The 2,244-nt window shown below is 36.7% G+C and carries 1 protein-coding gene and 1 pseudogene; both read right to left on the reverse strand.

Annotated elements, in window-relative coordinates; all coding sequences use genetic code 11:
- A partial coding sequence (locus FC37_RS10340) for a C39 family peptidase (RefSeq protein WP_156400673.1) occupies nt 1–918 on the reverse strand: 918 nt, incomplete at its 3' end.
- Between the two features lie 8 nt (nt 919–926).
- A pseudogene (locus FC37_RS10880) lies at nt 927–1,797 on the reverse strand (DUF5776 domain-containing protein).
- Between the last annotated feature and the right edge of the window lie 447 nt (nt 1,798–2,244).

A 2,244-nucleotide genomic window follows, 5' to 3' on the forward strand; every position in this document is an offset into this window, starting at 1 on the left:
ATGAATTTTGAACTTAGTTATGCGAATCTTGCGCTTGGTGCCGGTCCACGGATCATTGTAGTAAAGAGTATTGCCGTGATAACCGGTTAGAGTAATAGCATGGTTAGAAATACTATCAAACATACCAACCCAAACAACTACTAGGTGAGACCGCAACAACTTTTGCTTAATTGCATTGATGCTGCAATTAGTCATAATTTTTGACTTGCCTAAATAGTGTTGAACGACTGGTTTAACGCCACCAGGTGCAACCCAAAAGCCAAGGGGAAACTTTTTATAAGGTGAACCCACAAAGCCTTTATTTGGATTGGAACTACGTGGCATAACTTTAGCAGCTTGATACTTGCTTACTTTTTTACCAGCAAAGTTAAGCATCATAGTCACCGCAGTAATTTCACAGCCAGTAGGCATTTGAGGACGTTGGCAAATTACTTTAGCATTATTTTTAATACCTGTAATTTGCCCTTTTTTGTTGATCCAGTAATATGCCTTTTTAGCTGCAGTATTCTTCATGCGGCGTCTACCTAATTGATCAAAGTAGCTGTAATGCTTAGTGTGAGGAACTTTACGCACATTTTTAAGCATTGCGCCGTTTTTGTTAAAAAGGTACCAGTAACCATTAATTTTTTTTAAACCTTTGGTTGCTGAACCATTTTTTAGGTAGTAGGTATTGCCGTTAACCGTTTTCCAGCCATTATTATTTTTAACTGGAGTATTATTGGAATTTTGATTAGTCTGATTTTGCTTATTTCTTGAATCTTGAGTAGAGTCAGACTTATTTATTTGAGTATTGCTACCGGTTTGACTATTTATTTGGCTAGTCTGAGATTGATTAGTTTCATCAGCTTTAACTGTAGTAGAAAAGTCAGTGAACAAGAAGCAGGAAATAATACTAATGAATAAAATTTTGCCTTTCATAATTTACCTTAGATAAATGGACGTTTAATGCCGGCAATAACGTTATGTTGACTGTTTGAAATTGGTGCAACCATTACACATGGTGGCCAACTTTCGATAACGCGGTTGTGGCCTAAGTAAATAGCAACGTGCCAAATGGTGTGAGTACCTAGTTGATAGTAGAATACCAAGTCGCCACGTCTTCTTTGAGAATATGCCACACGCTTAAGGTGTTTATCTGCCCCAAGATTGCGTGAGTTCCATTCGTTGCCTGGGTGAGCGTGACCGATTGAGCTAGTTGAGTTGGAACAGGGCTAATTCCACCAGCATAGAGTCCTTGCATTACTAGACCCGAGTAATTTACACCATAAGCTGGACTTGAAGAGCAACCTGTAAGCCATGGCTTACCCATATATTTGTAAGCTTGGCTAATCATTGCTTCGACGTGAGCTTTTCTGCCCTGCCAAGCCTTAGCATTTAATGAGGCAACATAACTATCAATGCCATACCAAGTACCCATGCGGTGCATTACTTTCCAAGTTTTAATACCTTCATATTCGCGATAAAGGTTGTAGCCGGCATGACCGTAAGGCTTGACTTGTGTGTAAGATAACCCTTAGGGTTTTGATAGCCTTTAACTTTGGCAATCAATGATTTCTTAGCACTGATGTACTTGCCGTTGCTTAATTTTAAGACTGGAGCACTATCAGTGGGAGTGACCAACTTGCTAGTTAAGTAGTGATATTCCTTTTTAGCATGATGATCAACTTGAGTTAAAGCAGCATACTTATAGATAGTAGCATTTTGCTTTAAGCGAATGATCTTAGGATTAGATGAGAGATAATCGCTCTTATTGAAAGCTGGAGCTTTCTTTTCTGTAGTAGAACCTTTGAGACTAATTAGAGTTCTGTACTACTTGAGTATTTGATTGAGCATCGCTAACAGCATCGGCTTGAACGTGATTAGTAGAAACAAATCCTGCAGCACGTAAACTGCCACGATAGCTGTGTTCCACTTTGTCTTTTTCAACATATATTTCTCCTCCATAATTTTTGGAAATTCATTTGCTATTTTACTCACGTTTTAAAAATTTTCAAATGGGAAGGAAGAATTAAAAAGTTGGAATAGATTTATTCAGTAATAATTTGTAACATATTATGTTTTTATTCAAAAGTAATTATTATTTTGTGAACTAGAATGAAAAATGTATAGGCAATAGCCATGTTAACGATAACAAAAAATTAATGCATATTGTAAATGTAATCGCTTACACTTAGAATGGACGTGTTGATAAAATTATTCAGATTTAAAAATGAGGTTTAGAAATGAATAGGTATCATTATAATT

The organism is Lactobacillus gallinarum DSM 10532 = JCM 2011 (assembly GCF_001434975.1).
In the GTDB taxonomy this organism is placed as follows: Bacteria; Bacillota; Bacilli; order Lactobacillales; family Lactobacillaceae; genus Lactobacillus; species Lactobacillus gallinarum.